11 protein-coding genes and 2 pseudogenes are annotated in these 15,929 nt (G+C 70.2%); 8 read left to right on the forward strand and 5 right to left on the reverse strand.

Annotated elements, in window-relative coordinates:
* Window positions 1–33: 33 nt before the first annotated feature.
* The 3 genes and pseudogenes from QQY66_RS20355 to QQY66_RS20365 all read left to right on the forward strand — a co-directional run.
* Window positions 34–1,011 carry a winged helix-turn-helix domain-containing protein gene (locus QQY66_RS20355; RefSeq protein WP_301981766.1) on the forward strand — a complete coding sequence of 326 codons (978 nt, stop codon included), beginning with the start codon at window positions 34–36 and terminating at the stop codon, window positions 1,009–1,011.
* A 9-nt stretch (window positions 1,012–1,020) separates the two neighbouring features.
* A complete protein-coding gene (locus QQY66_RS20360) occupies window positions 1,021–1,527 on the forward strand; it encodes a glutathione peroxidase (RefSeq protein ID WP_301981767.1) in 507 nt (168 codons plus the stop codon).
* Between the two features lie 171 nt (window positions 1,528–1,698).
* Window positions 1,699–2,288, forward strand: a pseudogene (locus tag QQY66_RS20365) (MerR family transcriptional regulator); the annotation flags it as partial.
* A gap of 282 nt (window positions 2,289–2,570) precedes the next feature.
* Here the strand turns inward: QQY66_RS20365 and QQY66_RS20370 are convergent.
* From QQY66_RS20370 to QQY66_RS20380, 3 genes are all read right to left on the reverse strand, one after another.
* Window positions 2,571–3,431: a hypothetical protein gene (locus QQY66_RS20370; protein WP_301981768.1), complete on the reverse strand. Its 861-nt coding sequence runs from the start codon at window positions 3,429–3,431 to the stop codon at window positions 2,571–2,573.
* 114 nt (window positions 3,432–3,545) lie between these two features.
* On the reverse strand, window positions 3,546–5,390 hold the full coding sequence (locus QQY66_RS20375) for an MFS transporter (protein WP_301981769.1): 1,845 nt from the start codon (window positions 5,388–5,390) through the stop codon (window positions 3,546–3,548).
* A 207-nt stretch (window positions 5,391–5,597) separates the two neighbouring features.
* Window positions 5,598–8,525, reverse strand: coding sequence for a D-alanyl-D-alanine carboxypeptidase (locus QQY66_RS20380; RefSeq protein WP_301987431.1), 2,928 nt, complete (start codon window positions 8,523–8,525; stop codon window positions 5,598–5,600).
* Between the two features lie 225 nt (window positions 8,526–8,750).
* On the opposite strand from QQY66_RS20380, the gene QQY66_RS20385 reads away from it, so the two are divergent.
* The 3 genes from QQY66_RS20385 to QQY66_RS20395 all read left to right on the forward strand — a co-directional run bounded on the left by QQY66_RS20385 (window position 8,751) and on the right by QQY66_RS20395 (window position 11,220).
* A complete protein-coding gene (locus QQY66_RS20385) occupies window positions 8,751–9,506 on the forward strand; it encodes a GPP34 family phosphoprotein (RefSeq protein ID WP_301981770.1) in 756 nt (251 codons plus the stop codon).
* Window positions 9,507–9,846: 340 nt separating this feature from the next.
* Window positions 9,847–10,704: a helix-turn-helix transcriptional regulator gene (locus tag QQY66_RS20390; protein WP_301981771.1), complete on the forward strand. Its 858-nt coding sequence runs from the start codon at window positions 9,847–9,849 to the stop codon at window positions 10,702–10,704.
* Window positions 10,705–11,010: 306 nt separating this feature from the next.
* On the forward strand, window positions 11,011–11,220 hold the full coding sequence (locus tag QQY66_RS20395) for a DUF397 domain-containing protein (RefSeq protein ID WP_155056542.1): 210 nt from the start codon (window positions 11,011–11,013) through the stop codon (window positions 11,218–11,220).
* A gap of 107 nt (window positions 11,221–11,327) precedes the next feature.
* On the opposite strand, the gene QQY66_RS20400 is transcribed toward QQY66_RS20395, so the two are convergent.
* The gene (locus tag QQY66_RS20400; RefSeq protein WP_301981772.1) at window positions 11,328–12,167 is read right to left on the reverse strand and encodes a hypothetical protein; all 840 of its coding nucleotides are present in this window, start codon (window positions 12,165–12,167) and stop codon (window positions 11,328–11,330) included.
* Between the two features lie 75 nt (window positions 12,168–12,242).
* On the opposite strand from QQY66_RS20400, the gene QQY66_RS20405 reads away from it, so the two are divergent.
* Together QQY66_RS20405 and QQY66_RS20410 are read left to right on the forward strand one after the other, a co-directional pair.
* Entirely contained in the window at window positions 12,243–13,028 is a 786-nt protein-coding gene (locus QQY66_RS20405; RefSeq protein WP_301981773.1) for an SDR family oxidoreductase, read from the forward strand.
* A 148-nt stretch (window positions 13,029–13,176) separates the two neighbouring features.
* Complete coding sequence (locus tag QQY66_RS20410) at window positions 13,177–14,751, forward strand: sodium:solute symporter family protein (protein WP_301981774.1); 1,575 nt, start codon at window positions 13,177–13,179, stop codon at window positions 14,749–14,751.
* Between the two features lie 21 nt (window positions 14,752–14,772).
* Here QQY66_RS20410 and QQY66_RS20415 read toward each other — a convergent pair.
* Window positions 14,773–15,887 (reverse strand): annotated as a pseudogene (locus tag QQY66_RS20415) (ADP-ribosylglycohydrolase family protein).
* Window positions 15,888–15,929: the final 42 nt, after the last annotated feature.

The raw sequence follows: 15,929 nt of genomic DNA on the forward strand, positions 1-15,929 counted from the left end.
GTTTCGCGCAGACGCGAAAGGTGGCGTACGCCCATGGGCTGGTGGCAGATCAACGCCGACACCCTCGCCCGCAGCCGCTTCGTCCTCTCCCCGCTCGCCGAGACCTTCGCGAGCCTGAAGCTGCTGCACGCGGGCACGGCCGCGCACCCCGGCGAGCGGGCCTGGCTGCACGTCCATCTCCCCGCCTACCGACAGCGGTTGGACCCCGTCACCGCGCTCCTCGTCCGCTCGGGACTCGGCCGTAACTGGATCGCCGACTTCCTCACGCCCACCCCACGTGACGGCGAAACCTTCGAGGAGGGCCTCGCCCGCGTCCGCGCGGCCCGCCCGCAGGACGCCCGCGCGCACCTGAAGGTCTCCCTCGCCGGTCCCCTCCCCACCGACCTCGACCGCGACGACCTCCCCGACCGCGCGGCCGACCTCCTGTCCTACGTCTGGACCGAGACCGTACGGCCGTACTGGCCCCGGCGCCGACGCGTCCTGGAGGCCGACGTGATCGCCCGGCTCGCACAGGTGAGCCGGGGCGGCTGGGCAGCCGTACTGGACGGACTGCGGCCCGGGACACGCTGGCTCGGCGACAGCCGGTTCCAGGTCAACCTGCACGAATATCCGCCTCGCGAGATCTCCGGCGCGGAGCTGGTGTTCGTGCCGGTCACTCCGAAGGCGGGCTGGGTGTCCTGGGCGGAAGCCGAGCGCCGATACGCGGTGATCTACCCGTGCACGGGCGCCCTGGCCGACGTATCGGACAGGCCCCCGCCCGCGAGCCTCGGCGCGCTGCTCGGCACCGCGCGGGCCGCGCTGCTCGTCCTGCTGGACTCCCCGCTGAGCACGACCCAGCTCGTCGCCCTGACCGGCCAGGGCCTCGGCTCGATCGGCCGCCATGTGAAGATCCTGCTGGACGCGGGGCTCGTGGAACGACGCAGGGCGGGCCGGTCGGTGCTGTACTCGCGGACGGCGGCCGGTGAGGTTCTCGTCGAGGCTCAGAACGGTGCCGACACCTACCGCAGTTAGCATCCGCTCATGACTACTGACACCACCGGCAACTCCGTACTCGACGTGGACATCGATGCGCTCCAGGGCGGTGCGGCGGACCTCGGCCAGTACAAGGGCAAGGCCGTCCTGATCGTGAACGTGGCCTCCAAGTGCGGGCTGACCCCGCAGTACGCGGGCCTGGAGCGGCTCCAGGAGCGTTACGCCGCGCAGGGCTTCACCGTGCTCGGCGTGCCCTGCAACCAGTTCATGGGCCAGGAGCCCGGCAGCTCCGAGGAGATCGCCGAGTTCTGCTCGGCGACGTACGGCGTGACCTTCCCGATGACCGAGAAGGTCGAGGTCAACGGGGACGGACGGCATGCGCTGTACGAGCGCCTGACCGGCTTCGCCGACGCCGAGGGGCACACTGGCGACATCCGCTGGAACTTCGAGAAGTTCCTGATCGGCCGGGACGGCGAGGTCGCCGCCCGCTTCTCCCCGCAGACCGAGCCGGAGTCGGCGGAGGTCGTGGCGGCGGTGGAGGCGCAACTGGCCTAAGTAGCGGTTCGGCAGCGCGCCCCGAAGGGGCGCGGGGAACTGCGCGACCAGCCACAACGGCGCCGCAGCCGAACGACAACACAGCGCGGCACTACCCGCGGAGCGCTCGGCTTCTTGACCTTGCCCCTGGGGCAAGGGTGAGCGTCCTTGTCACCGGGCGGAAGGCGCCCGGTGACGGAGGATGACGTGGTGGACGACAACCTGCTCACCATCGGGGCGTTCGCCGCGAAGGCCCGGCTCTCGGCCAAGGCCCTGCGACTGTACGACCGGCTCGGACTGCTGGCCCCGGCCCACGTGGACGAGGCCAGCGGCTACCGCTACTACCGCGCCGACCAGGCCGAACGCGCCCGGCTGGTGGCCCTGCTGCGGCAGCTGGACATGCCGCGCGACTGCTCGCCGCGTACTGGGCGGACGTTGAAGCGCGAATCGCGGGGCAGCGGACGCTCGCCGTGTACCTCCGTGCACGACTGTCGGGGAGGAGCTCCGAGATGTACGGGAAGTTCGAGGTCGAGACGGCCGACGTGCCGGCGCAGGTGGTGATCACCGAGACCAGGCACACGCTGGCGGACGAGCTGCCGGCGTGGATCGGGGCCTCGCTGGGGCGCCTGGAGGCGGCCTCACGGGAGTGCGGGGGCATCACGGCGCCGCCGTTCGTCGTGTACCACTCCGAGGTGTCGATGGAGAGCGACGGGCCCGCCGAGGCCTGTGTCCCCGTCGCCGACGAGGCCGCGGCCCGGGCGTGGGCCGGGGCACAGGGGCGGACCCGCGGAACAGTGGATCACCGTAGATGTCGAGTTTGGCGACTGCCTACAGATCGCCAGGCGCAGAGCAGGGCAGGTTTCAACCGTCTGGGTGACTCGCCCCGCGCATCCGTGCACCACACCTGGTCATCCTGACCGCTCCTGAGCTGCGGAAACACCAGTCGCACGCTCCCGGTGCCCCGGAGAAACGTCGCCGACTGGGATGCGGCGCGGCGGGGGCGGAGGATCCGGTGTGCGACGTGGCGTTTCCGGTCAAGGTGGACGCGAAGGATCGCTGAGGGCTCAGTCCCTCGCGGGGCCGAGCGGTCGGCCGGTGAACGCGTCCAGCAGAACCCGGTCCCCCACCGGCCGGTCCAGCTCCACCGTCCTCTCCTGGGCGTGCAGGCTGTCCTGGCACAGACCGTCGTCCGTCCCGACCACGTACCCCGACAGCACCACACTGCCGTCCGTCTCAAGTACGTCCACGGCGGGCCCGTCGTCGCAGGCTCCATGGTGGGCCACGACAGTCACCGACCGACCGTCCCCGGCCACCTCGACCACCCCGCCGAGATCCCACAGATCACCGGAGAGCCCTTCCGCGGCCGGACCGATGGGCGGCTGGGGGATCTTCGACGGGCCGATGGCGACCCGCTTGAGCGGGGTGTCGTAGCCCTCCAGCGTGAACAGCCACGCCGGGACGGTCGCCGGACCGCGGCTGGTGGCCATCGTCGTCTCGCCCAGCTCCGCCCTGGTCACGGTGAGGCGTGGTCCGTCGCCGCTGTTACGGGCCAGGGTCTCGTACGCCTCCAGCGCGCCCGTCAGGTCCAGCGTGAGCGTCTCTCCGCTCTGCCACTTCACCTTGCCGCTCTTGCCGCCCTTGTGCGTCTTGGGCAGTTCGGCGCTCAGGGCGAAGTTCTGGGTCGCGTAGGCCTCCTTGTCGTCCGCGTCGTGCCAGCCGCCCTCGGGCGGCTGGACCGGGCCTTGCATCGGGTAGTAGCCCCTGCCGTACGCCTCGGCGGCCGCAGACCCGTCCCAGGCCTCGGCGACCCGTCCGGCGCGCTCCTTCGTCTCCGGCGCCGGGCTGTGGCCGCCGGCCGCCTCACTGCCGCAACCGACGACGGCGAACAGGACGAGCGCGATGGTCCGTGTCAGGTGTGTCCGCATGGGTCCCCCAGGGCATGACGAGCGATACACACCTGTGACGCCCGGCCCCCGGCCCGCGTTCGCCTCGTGGTCCTCCCGTTACACGCGTCCGTCGCGCGAGTCCGTTTCGCGTGACTACCTCAGCTCCTCCGGGCACGGCGTCCCCCGCGGCACCCCGTACGGCGCTCCCAGCCGGTAGGTTCCCGCCTTCGGTGCCAGCAGGACCGTCCACTTGTCGCCGTCCGCGTCCTCCTCGGCCTCCATCAGGCAGCCGTTGACGTTGTCGTACGACTTCGGGCTGCCGTCGGGGCGGTCCTTGGAGGCCTCCGTCTCCTGCGGGGGCTTCAGCTTCTTGCCCTCGGCGTCGACGATGCTCAGCCACGGCGAGTACGGGATGCGGACGAGGATGCGGCCGGGCGCGGTGACCTTCATGGTCAGCTCGGTCTGCTCGGTGCGCTCGACGACGGCGTTGGGCTCGGCGAGCGGCGTCGGATCGGTGACGCGGAACAGCTGCCAGTTGGCATCGCCCCAGATCTGCTTCAGATACGGCATGCCGCGCTGGACCAGCTCCCGCTCGCGCTCACCGCCGTCGCCGTCCGCCTTGCCCTTGGGCAGCACGACGAAGTGGACGGCCCAGCGCCTGAGCCACTCGTAGTAGTTCGCGGAGTTGAGCGTGTCGTCGTAGAAGAGGGGGTTGCGTCCCATGTCGGCCTGGCGGTTCCAGCCGCGGGCCAGGTTGACGTACGGGGCAAGCGCGGAGGCCTCGCGGTGGGAGCTGGCCGGGACCACCTCGACGCGCCCCTTCTCGGCGCCGACCTCCTGGAGTTCGTTGACGAGCGGCGCCAGCTCGCGGGCCCAGGAGGCGGTCGGGGTCGTGTTCACGACGTCGTCCACGGACTTGAAGCCGATCCACGCGTTGAAGCCGACGATGACCACGACGAGCGCGTACCACTTGCGGGAGCGCGGCACCGTGAACGGCAGCGCGGCGACCAGCGCCACTCCCGCGAACAGCATCGGCAGCCGGGTGATGTTGGAGCCGATCTGCGAGCTGATCAGCCACACCAGCAGGACCGAGAGCCCGTACACGGCGGCCGTGATCCGTACGGTCTTCCACTCGCGCGGCACGGCGGCGAAGACGAACACCGAGTACAGCAGCGGCAGCGACGCCGAGCCGACGGACATCGGCTGGGTGCCGGAGAAGGGGAACAGCCAGGCGGACACGGCGACCACGGCCGCGGGCGCGAGCCCCAGCGCCCAGGCGCCCGGCCGGCGCTTCTGCAGGAACAGCGCCACCGCCACCAGGCCCACGAACAGTCCCGCGACCGGCGACGCCATCGTGGCGAGCGCCGCCAGCGGGGCCGCGCACAGCGCCTTCACCCAGCGTTTGTAGCGCCAGCGGTACGGCCAGCAGAACACCACCGCGACCGCACCCAGCGCGAACACCGTGCCCAGCCCGAAGGTCACCCGCCCCGACGCGGCATTGCACAGAAGCGCGAACACACCCGCGAGCGCGGCCCACAGCGGGTTCTTCACCGACCGGCTGCGCAGCAGGATCAGCGTCAGCAGCCCGGCCGAGATCGTTCCCGCGATCATCATCGACGTACGGACGCCGAAGACGGACATCAGATACGGCGACACCACGCTGTACGACACCGGGTGCATACCGCCGTACCAGGCGAGGTTGTACGCCGAGTCCGGATGCCGGCCGACGAACTCGGCCCAGGCGTCCTGTGCCGCGAGGTCGCCACCGCTGTTCGCGAACGTGAAGAACCAGACGATGTGCAGGGCGCCGGAGAGGGCGGCGACGAACAGGACGGGGTGGCGCAGGAACCGTTCACGGAGGGTCAGGACGGCACGCTTGAGCGCCGCCGTCGCACCGCCGTGCTCAGTGTCGGCCTGCGGTGCGGGCACGCGTATTCGCGGGCCTGATCCCGGGTCCGGACCGGCGTCGTCTGCGTGTTTCGGCTCCGCAGTGGCCACCTGAAGGCACTCCCCGTGTCCCGTCTTCTGTTCTCTTCAGGACGCGTCCCGTTCCCCGTCCGTTGCCTGCCGCGTCCCTGCGGCTTTTCCGGCCGCGTCCCGTGAGCGGTGACCTGCCCCGATTCGCGACGCTAACACGTGGCCCCCCGCTCGGCTCCCGGGTGGGGGCCGAGCGGGGGGCCACGGCTGGGAACGTCGCGCCCGGGATCAGGCGAGGCGCGTCAGCTTGTCCGTGAAGCCCGGCTCGGCGAGGTCGGTCTGAAGCGCCACGGGCACCTCCACCGCGCCGCCCGAACCGTCACCGACGGTGAGCGTGCCCACCCTGGTGCCGGCCTTCGCGGTGTGCGGTACCTCGTCGGAGGCGAAGGACACCTTCACCTTCAGCCCGGCCCAGCCGACCGCGGAGACGTCCTTGGTGACGACGATCGGCGTCTGCCCGCCGAGCTGGTCGTCCACGTACCCGACGACGTCGCCCTTCTTCAGGATCTTCTCCGACGTGATCGCGTCCTGGGCGGCGAGCATCGCGGTCTTGCTGACCGCGTTGACCGTGTCGATGATCGGGGCCGTGTGCTGCCCGAGGATGGCGCCGACGACGGTGACCGTCTCACCGTCGACCTCCTTGGTGGCGGCGTAGAGCAGGTTGCCGCCGGCCTTGGTGGTGGTGCCGGTCTTGATGCCGATGGCGTCGTTGTAAGGGACGAGCTTGTTGTAGTTGTTCCACCGCTGGCCCGACGGGTCGTCCCAGTAGGGCAGCTTGGTGATGTCGACGAGCGCCTGCATCTCGACCAGTTCGTTGCCGAGCTTCACCTGGTCCTCGGCGGTGGAGACGGTGGACTCCTTCAGCCCGGAGGCGTCGGTGTACGTCGTGTTCTTCATCCCGAGTTCCTTGGCGGCGTCGTTCATCTTCTCGATGAACGCCTTCTCGGAGCCCGCGTCCCAACGCGCCAGCAGCCGGGCGATGTTGTTCGCCGACGGGATCATGATGGCCGACAGCGCCTGCTTCAGGGTGAGCGTGTCGCCCTCCTTGACGGTGTTGAGCGTCGACTCGCCGTCCTGGTTGTAGCCGCCCTCCTTCTCGGCGAGGGCGTCGACTTTGATCTTCGGCCCTTCGTCGCCGGACTTCAGCGGGTGGTCCTTGAGGACGATGTACGCGGTCATGGCCTTGGCGACCGACCCGATGGCGACCGGCTTCTGCTCGCCGAAGCTCCCCATCGTCCCTATGCCGTTGACGTCCGTCCAGCCCTGGCCCTCGCCCGGCCACGGCAGGTCGACCTTGCTGCCCTCGAAGGTGTACGAGTCCTCGGCGGTGAGCGTGAGCTCCGGCGTCGGCAGCGGACGTACAGCCTGTACGACCGCAAACACGATCGCCAGCAGCAGGACCAGCGGCGTCCAGATCTTGACCCGCCGCGCGGCCGTCCGCAGCGGCGTCTGCGGGGGCGGCGGCGTGTTCGTCAGCTCCGCCAGCAGATCCAGCGGCGGCTTCGGCGGCAACGGCTGCTGCGTCGTCCGCTCCGGCCCGACCTGCGGCACGGCACTGGTGACGTCCGGCGCGGCGGGACGCGGCTCGTCGAGCGGCTTGAGCGCGACGAACCTACTGGTGCGCTCGACGTCGGCCACGGGCTTGCGGGACTGGCCTTCATCGGGCTGGTCGGGCTTGTCGGCGTCCTTGGGCTCCGGCTTGGCCACCCCGCCCAGCTTCAGCATGGTGGTCGGCTGATCGACGGCGGGCGCGGAGGGCCGTACGGCCTTGAAGGCAGCGGTGGGCTGGTCTACGGGGGGCTTGTCGGCCTTGGGAGAGTCGTCGGCGTCGGTGTCGTCATCGACGTCGGATCCGGCGTCCGGCTCAGCGTGGGCCTCCGGCTCGGATTTGGCCTCGGCGTCAGCCACGGCCTCACCGTCGTCGGCATCGCCCTCAGGCTCAACGTCAGCCTCGGAATCAGCCTTGGCCTCACGGCCGGCCCCGGCCTCCGCGTCAGCGTCCGCATCCGCATCCGCATCGCCCTCGGAGTCGGCACCCGCCTCGGCATCGACGTCGCCCTCCGGCTCGGCACCGGCCTCGGAATCAGCCTTGGCCCCCGGCTCGGCGTCAGCCTCCGGCTCGGCGCCGGCCTCGGAATCAGCCTTGGCCTCCGGCTCGACATCAGCCTCCGGCTCGGACTCGGACTCGGACTTGGACTTGGAGCCAGCCACGGAATCGGCTCCGGCATCACTGTCGGCCTCGGCCTCAGCGTCGCTGCCGGCGTCCGCGTCGCCCTCAAGCTCTGAGTCAGCCCCGGAATCGGCCCCTGCCTCACTGTCGGCCTCGGTCCCGGCGTCAGCCGCCTCAGCATCACCGTCGGCGTCCGCGTCGCCCTGGGAGGCGACGCCAGTCTCGGCGTCGGCACCCGCCTCGGCATCGACGTCGCCCTCCGGCTCCGCGTCGGCCTCAGCAGCCGCCTCAGCCTCACCAGCAGCCTCGTCGCCGCCTTCGGCGCCCCCATCGACATCCCCGGAAGTCACCGCGCCCTCGGCCTCGGCCTCCGCGTCCCCCTCCGACGGCTCCTCGTCCGCGACGTCAACCCAAGCAGCCACCGCCGCCCGCAGCCGGTCGTCACCCGCGGCCTTCGCCTCGCCACCGGCGGCGTTCGCGTCGTCGTCCCCCGCGGCATTCGCCTCGCCCCCGCCGGAAATGTCCTCAGGCCCGGCAGCGCCCTCCGGGCCACCACCGCCGTCACCCCCGCCCCCGGCGACGTCCGCCTCGCCCCCGCCGGAAGAGCCCTCCGGCCCAGCAGCGCCCTTCGCACCGCCGCCGTCACCCCCACCCCCGGCGACGTCCGCCTCGCCCCCGCCGGAAGAGCCCTCCGGCCCGGCGGAGTCCGCAGCACCGTCACCCTCGCCCCCGCCGGAGGCGCCGTCGGCCTCCCGCACATCCTTCGGGAGGTCTCGTACGGAGAAGACCTTCGTCGCCGTATCCACGCCACCACGCGCCTCGGACGACGAGGACGACCCCGCGTCCCGCGCCACCGCGAGGCGCGGATCCGCGGCCTCGCTCCTGGCTTCGGGAACCGGACCCGCGCTCCCCGACGTCGGTTCTGCCGACGACTCGCGCTGCTTCGACCTGTCGGGGGACTCGCCCGCCACCGATGCCTCCTCCATGCGCCGCACGGAGCCTTCCGTGCGCGTACCGAACCGTGAATCGCCGCCCGGACACAGCATCCCTGCCCCTGTCCGAACCATGTACCAGTGTCCTGTGTGCGGGCTTAACCCCTGCGGTAGACGAGAACGACATACCTGCCGGTTCCACTACATTCCGGTCACGCGCTCTCGACAGACCAATGTGAGAGGGGTCACCCTGTCATTCATCCACGCGGGGAGGCATGGATGGGCAGGAGCCGCAGAACACTTCCGGAGGAGCTTCTGCTGCTGGCACTGGACCCGACCACGGGTACCACTGCACAGCCGCAGTCGCTCGACCTTGGTCTGGCCGGAGCACAGCTAGTGGAGCTGGCGCTGGCCGGACGGATAGCCCCTGACGGGGATCGTATCGCCGTGGTGTCCCCACGGCCGACTGGAGATCCGACTCTGGACTGCGCGTTGGAGTTGCTGCGAAGGCGCGGCGCCCCGGTGCGGGCAGTCCACTGGATTGGCGGGCCACGACTTGGGCTGCGCCAGACCTACCTCTCGCATCTGGAGCGATGCGGCATGGTGCATGCCGTGGCGGGCCAGATGTGCGGGGTATTGCCGACGACTCGCTACCAGGCGAGTCAGACCGAGATCAGCCGGGAGATCAGGGCCCGGCTGGACTCCGCGATCCGCACCGGCGTCCCGCCGGACCCGCGGACCGCGGCACTCGCCGCACTGGCGCACGCGGTCGGCCTCGGCAAGCACCTGTATCCGGGTAATGAGGGACGCTCGTCCCGCTCCCGGCTACGGGATCTGATCAGGCACGACCCCATGGGCGGCCTCGTGGCGCACGCCGTGATGGACGTCCAGAACGGCGTGGCGGCCCAGCCGCGCCGCAGCCCGGCATCGGCCGGCCGCCAGGCCGCCCCCGGTGGCAGGGCCGCACCGGAACCCGCCCGCGGTGTTCCGATGCAACCGCGTCGCGGTTCCATGACGCGTGTCGTGGCCCACTGAGCCGCAGTCCCACGACACGAGCAGCACCACCCGAACCGCCACACAACCGCACCACGCACATCAGCGCCGCACCGCATCCCCCCGGACCCGGTACGGGAGCCGCTGGACCGCGCGGGGCAATGAGGCCGTACGTCCGGACGACGACGCGGCCTCACCGCCCCGCGCGGCCGTGCGTAGCGGCGCCCGCTTGCCGCGCCACCCGGCGCCACCGCGTCCGAACTGGCGCGTACCCGCCGTATATCCACCGTTTCCCAGCGGTAAGAAGCGCCTTGGTGGCAGTCTGCTCAGCAGCAGATACGCAAAGTGGCAATCAAGGCACGCAGCCGGAGGTGCACGTCCCGTGGCGTCCAATGTCAATCCCACCGTCAGGCGGCGCCGGCTGGGCCAGGAGCTGCGCAGGCTCCGCGAGCTCAAGGGCATGACGGCCGAGGAAGTGGCGGAACGACTGCTGGTGTCGCAGTCGAAGATCAGTCGGCTGGAGAACGGCCGGCGCAGCATCAGCCAGCGTGACGTCCGCGATCTGTGCGGGGTCTACGAGGTGGAGGACCACCGGATCGTCGACTCGCTGATGCAAATGGCCAAGGACTCGCGCCAGCAGGGCTGGTGGCATTCGTTCGGCGACATCCCGTACAGCGTCTACATCGGCCTGGAGACGGACGCGGCGAGCCTTCGGGTGTACGACCCGCAGGTCGTCCCCGGTCTGCTGCAGACCCGGACGTACGCGGAGGCGCTCATCGCGGGCGCGCTGCCGGAGACCGCTTCCGCCGAGGTCGAGAAGCGTGTCCAGGTGCGGCTGCGCCGGCAGGAACGAATCACCGCCCCGGACAACCCGCTGCGCCTGTGGTCCGTCCTGGACGAGGCGGCATTGCGCCGGGTGGTCGGCAACCGCACCCTGATGCGCGAGCAGTTGGAGTACCTGGTCGAGCAGTCACAGCTCCCGCACGTCACCGTGCAGGTCATCCCCTTCGACATGGGCGCCCACCCCGGCCTGAACGGGCAGTACGCGATCCTGGAGTTCCCGGACGCGGCTGATTCCAGCGTGGTCTACATCGAGGGCGTCACCAGCGATCTGTACCTGGAGAAGGCGAACGACGTCCAGAAGTACGCGGTGATGTACGAGCATTTGCGGGCGCAGGCGCTGAACGTGGATCAGTCCCGGCAGTTCATCGCGGACATCGCTAAGGACTACGCGCGCTGAGCGCTCCGCTGGAAACGCGGTCAAAACGCGCGGGCCGGTGGGGGCTGGTCGCGCAGTTCCCCGCGCCCCTTACGCGGCGCTGCCGAACCGCAGCCGATTCCCCCAGGGCCGCTCAGACTCGCCCCTGGGCAGAAAGAGGCGCACAGTACACCTTCGCCCGGCCGGGATGGAAGCTCCATTGGAATATGCCATCCGGTCGAGTGAATGGTCGCTTCATCAGCCGATGTTGGCGAGTAGCGTCGATCACGCCATCGGGCACACCGTTGGCGCAATCTCAGCAACATCAACTGGCAATGCGGAGCAAACATGGCAATTCGTCAGGGCGCCACGGACACGTGGACCAAGTCCTCGTACTCCACGGGAAACGGCGCGTGCGTAGAGATCAAGTCACCGGTTCTCGCGGCCATGGCCGTCCGGGACTCCAAGGTCCCCGAGGGTCCCACGCTGGCCTTCCCGGCCGACGCGTGGAACGCCTTCGTGGCTCAGGCCGGCCGGGGAGCATTCGACCTCGGCTGATGCGGCACCGTCTCCCACAACTCCATAAGCACCACAGGAAGAGCCCTCTCGACTAGCCCGCCGTCCTTGCCGAGGGGGCTCGGCTTATCTCCCGCGCCCCCTCCCCGCTACCTCAGCCGGTCCACGTACATGTCCGTCCCCGGCACGGTCGGCACGAACGGCGCCACCAGCTCCACCCTCCCCAGTCCCGTCTCCCCGACCGCCGTGTCCAGCCCGGTGAAGTACTCCTCCCAGCACTCCCGCGGGTCCGCCTGAAGGAACCACAGCAGGGTCAGCCGCGTATCGACGCCCTCGACCTGCTTCACGTACGACATGCGATCCCCCGGCAGCGGGGTCGGCCGGAAGACGGTGACCATCGCTGCCGGGGAGCCCGCGAGCCGCTTCGGCAGATGGCGTGAACGCAGCCATGCCAGCAACTCGGCCCGCTGCCCGGCCGATTCGGCGTCGACGACCTCCACGACCAGTCCGGCGTAGGGGTGGTCGAGGGCGTGGTGGTCCCGAGGCCCGGCCGCGCCGTCCCGGTAGACCGTCGCCTCGTGGTCCTGGAACGCCGTGAAGACATGCGTACGGTCCTGGTAGACGCGGCCGTCGCGGTTGAGGCGCTTGTTGATGCCGACGGTCCACTTCATGTGGTCGTCGTAGCGGCCGTCGGTGATCCAGTACGTCGAGATGTAGCAACCGGCGGTGACCGGCTGGGCGATCGCCGACTTCTCGGGGTAGCGGAGGAGCTGGAGGTCACGGGTGGCCACCCAGCGGCGCCCTGCGTACATCCAGGGCATGGCCATCGCGCCGGCGTAGTAGTGGTCGTCCTCGTACCAGCGGTTGTAGGCGTACTCGTGGCCCGGATGCGGTTCGACCATGGTGATCAGGGCGTGGCCCGGGTGGACACCGTACGGGCCTACGGCGGCCAGCTCGGCGTACGTGTCGCTGCGGGTGTCGTCGCTCATGCGGTTCCCCTTTCCTGCGGTCGCCCATACTCTGACGCTCCGTCAGATAGAGCGGAAGAGGCGGGAGGGAACGGGATGTCACTGCTCGCGGGCAAGACGGTCGTCGTGTCGGGAGTCGGGGCAGGGCTCGGGCATCAGGTCGCGGCGGCCGTCGTACGGGACGGGGGCAATGCCGTGCTGGGGGCGCGGACGGAGGCGAATCTCGCCAAGAGCGCCACCGAGATCGATCCGGACGGGGCGCACACGGCGTACCGGGCGACGGACATCACCGACGAGACGCAGTGCGAGGCCCTCTCCGGGTTGGCGCGGGAGCGGTTCGGGCGGATCGACGCGGTCGTCCATGTGGCCGCATGGGACAGCTGCTTCGGCGGTCTGGAGGATGCCGACTTCGTGACGTGGCAGTCGGTGATCGACGTGAATCTGCTGGGGTCGCTGCGGATGACCCGGGCCTGCCTTCCGGCGCTGAAGTCGGGCGGGGGCTCGGTGGTGTTCATCGGGACGCAGTCGGCGGTGGCGGCGCCCTCGGAGGTGCGGCAGGCGGCGTACGCGGCCTCGAAGGGGGCGCTGACCAGCGCGATGTACTCGCTGGCGCGGGAGTTGGGTCCGCATCGGATCCGGGTGAACACCGTGCTGCCGGGGTGGATGTGGGGGCCGCCGGTGCGGGCGTTCGTGCAATTCGCCGCGCAGACCGAGGCGGTGCCGCAGGCGGACGTACTGAAGCGGCTGACGGATCGGATGGCACTGCCGGAACTGGCCACGGACGGGGACGTGGCGGACGCGGCGGTTTTCCTGGCGTCGGACCGGGCGCGGGCGATCACGGGACAGTCGTTGCTGGTCAATGCGGGGGAGCTGATGCGCTGAGCCGTTTTTCGGGGTTCATGTCTGTGAACGTAGGTCATCAAGGAGAACATTTTTACTCTCCCTTGACCTGACGCTTGCTTGTCGTGCTCGCGTAAACGCACTCACGATGAGCGGGCCGTTCACATGGCGGACCCTGGAAGGGGGGCACATGAACAGTCTCGACTGGGCCGTGCTCATCGGCTATTTCGGTGTGATGGTCGCCATCGGCGTCTGGTCGCACAAGCGCGTGGACAACGTCAGCGACTTCTTCACGGCCGGCGGCAAGATGCCCTGGTGGCTCTCCGGCATCTCGCACCACATGTCGGGCTACAGCGCGGTGATGTTCACCGGCTACGCGGGTATCGCCTACACCTACGGCGTCACATCCTTCGTGACCTGGTCCTTCCCGATCGCCCTCGGTATCGCCATCGGGTCGAAGCTGTTCGCGCCGCGCATCAACCGGCTGCGCTCCCGGCTGCACGTCGCCTCCCCGCTCGAGTACTTGAAGAACCGCTACGACCTCAAGACCCAGCAGGCGCTGGCCTGGTCCGGGATGCTGCTGAAGATCGTGGACGTGGGCGCTAAGTGGGCCGCGATCGCGACACTGCTGTCGGTGTTCACGGGTGTGTCGCTGAACCAGGGCATCCTCATCACCGGTTCCATCACCGCGATCTACTGCACCATCGGCGGCCTGTGGGCGGACGCGCTGACCGAACTCGGCCAGTTCGTCATCCAACTCCTCGCCGGTATCGCGATGTTCGTCGCGGTGATCGTCGAACTCGACAACAAGGGCATCGGGTTCTTCGGCGCCTGGGACGAGCCGGCGCTCCAGGGCCACGACAAGCCGCTGGTCGGACCGTACGGAACCGTCTTCCTGCTCGCCTTCCTCTTCATCAAGCTCTTCGAGTACAACGGCGGCATGCTCAACCAGGCCCAGCGCTACATGGCCACGCGTAACGCACACGAGGCCGAGCGCTCGGCACGCCTGTCGGCGATCCTCTGGCTGGTGTGGCCGCTCGTCCTGTTCTTCCCCATGTGGATGTCGCCGCTGCTGGTCGAGTCGCAGAAGCCGGACGGTTCCGACTCCTACGGCCTGATGACCGAACAACTCCTCCCGCACGGCCTGTTGGGCCTGGTCATCGTCGGCTTCTTCTCACACACCATGGCCATGTGCTCCTCCGACGCCAACGCGATCGCGGCCGTCTTCACCCGTGACTGCGCGCCGGTGATCTGGCGCAGGGCACGGAGCTGGAGCCAGGGTCAGGGCCTGCGCGTGGCCCGCGTGGCCACGGTCGTCTTCCTGGGCCTGTCCATGGCGGCGGCCACCCAGGTCAACTCCCCGACCTTCAAGGACATCATCACGGTCGTGATCAAGTGGGTGGCCGGACTGATGGGCCCGATGGCGATCCCGATGATGCTGGGCCTGCTGCGCCCGTTCCGCCGCTCCGGCCCGACCGCCGCGCTCACCAGCTGGGCCATGGGCCTGTTCGCCTTCTGGCTGGTCAACTACCCGATCAACTGGAACGTCGAGGGCGGCGTCCCGCTCCAGTACCAGGTGTCGATCCCGCTGGCGGTGTCGCTGGTCCTGTACATCCTCATCGGCTTCGTGAAGCCGGAGGACACCCCGGAGCGGCTCGCGATCATCGAGAAGATCAACACGGACGGGGACGGGGCGGCGGCCGCCACGGTACCGGCTCCGGCGGGAGCGGGGGACGACGTGGTGCGTACGACGGTGAAGGACTGACTCCGACGCGGCCGGCGCAGGTCAGGCGCGCGGGTACCGGGCGATCCAGCCCGGGGCCGAGCCGGCAGGCCCATGAAGAGCAGGCCCCTGCGTCATCTCCATGGCGAAGTCGTCGGCGAGTTCCAGGATCGTGGGACGGCCCTCCAGCTCGGCCAGCCAGGCCGGGGGAGGGCCGTTTCGCCGTGCAGGGCGCCCAGCAGCCCGCCGGTCAGCGCACCGGCCGCACCCGAGGGGCCGGCCTGGTTCACGGCGAGGCAGAGCCCGTGCCGTACGTCCTCCCCCACCAGCGCGCAGTACACGGACGCGGCCAGCAGCCCGTCCGCCGTCCCGTCCCCCGCCAGCTCCTCCACCCGCGAGGGCGAGGGCATGCCCTGCCGTACGGCGCCCAGGGCGTGCTGGAGCGAGTCGGAGACGGGCTCGTGCCCGGGCCGGGCGGCGAGCAGCGCGAGGGCCCGCTGCACGGCGCCGTCGAGGGTCTCGCCGCGGGCCAGGGAGTGCACGATCACGGCGTACGCGCCCGCGGACAGATAGGCGGCCGGATGACCGTGCGTCTGCGCCGCGCACTCCACGGCGAGCTGCACGACCAGCTGCGGCTCCCACCCCACGAGCAGCCCGAACGGCGCGGAACGGGCGGCGGCCTCGGGCCCGGTCTCGCCGGGATTCTTGGGAGAGTCGAGCGTCCCCATGGCCTCATCCCCGAACCCGAGGAGCAGCGAGCGCGCCGGATCACGCCGGGCGTACAGCCACTCCTCCCGCGCCAGCCACCCATCATCCTTCCGCCGCTCGTCGGGCCCCCAGTCCCGCTGGGTCGCCGCCCATCGCAGATACGCCCGGTGCAGATCGGTCGGCGGATGCCAGGCGCCGGTGTCGCGGCGCACCTGGGCGCGTATCAGCCCGTCGACGGAGAAGAGGCTGAGCTGGGTGAGATGCGTGACGGCGCCCCGCCGCCCGAACCCGACGGCAAGATCGACGATCCCCTCGGCGCCGTACGCCTCCCGGATCTCCTCACTCCCGAGCCCGTCGACGGGCGCACCCAGCGCATCCCCCAGCGCCGCCCCGAGCAGCGTCCCACGCACCCGGCTACGGAAGTCCTGCTGCTCGGCACGTCCCCAGACGGCCCCGGCTGTCGCACCCACCAAGACCTCCGTTGGTATCGCCCGCACGTACGACAGCTCAGC

The sequence above is a fragment of the Streptomyces sp. DG2A-72 genome (assembly GCF_030499575.1).
GTDB lineage: Bacteria > Actinomycetota > Actinomycetes > Streptomycetales > Streptomycetaceae > Streptomyces.